The 261-nt window shown below is 69.0% G+C and carries 1 protein-coding gene; it reads left to right on the top strand.

What is annotated here, in order from left to right:
- Positions 1-78: 78 nt before the first annotated feature.
- Positions 79-261 (top strand): hypothetical protein (locus SB717_RS37085; protein ID WP_410908094.1); only part of this gene is annotated, 183 nt, incomplete at its 3' end.

Here is a 261-nt window from a genome sequence, read left to right as displayed (position 1 = left end):
AGCCGAGGTTGTTGGAAGTAACAGATTTGCTGTGGTACCTGTCAAAAAGCAGCTCCGATAGATCGAGGTGCCGTGGCCATGACTGCAGATCCCGTCCCAGGTCCCGCCCCAGATCCCGCCGGGCCGGACGCCGCCGGCGAGTCCGTCGCCGAGCAGCTCGATCCCAGCCTCGTCGGCACGCGCATCGCCGTCGAGGCGGTCCCGGTCATCGACTTCGGCCGCTTCCGCGGCGGCGCTCCGGCGGAGCGGCGAGAGACCGCC

This window comes from Priestia sp. SIMBA_032 (assembly GCF_046535215.1).
In the GTDB taxonomy this organism is placed as follows: Bacteria; Bacillota; Bacilli; order Bacillales; family Bacillaceae_H; genus Priestia; species Priestia aryabhattai.
The sequence above is the reverse complement of the archived record's forward strand: the minus strand, read 5'-3'. Positions and strand labels throughout refer to the sequence as shown.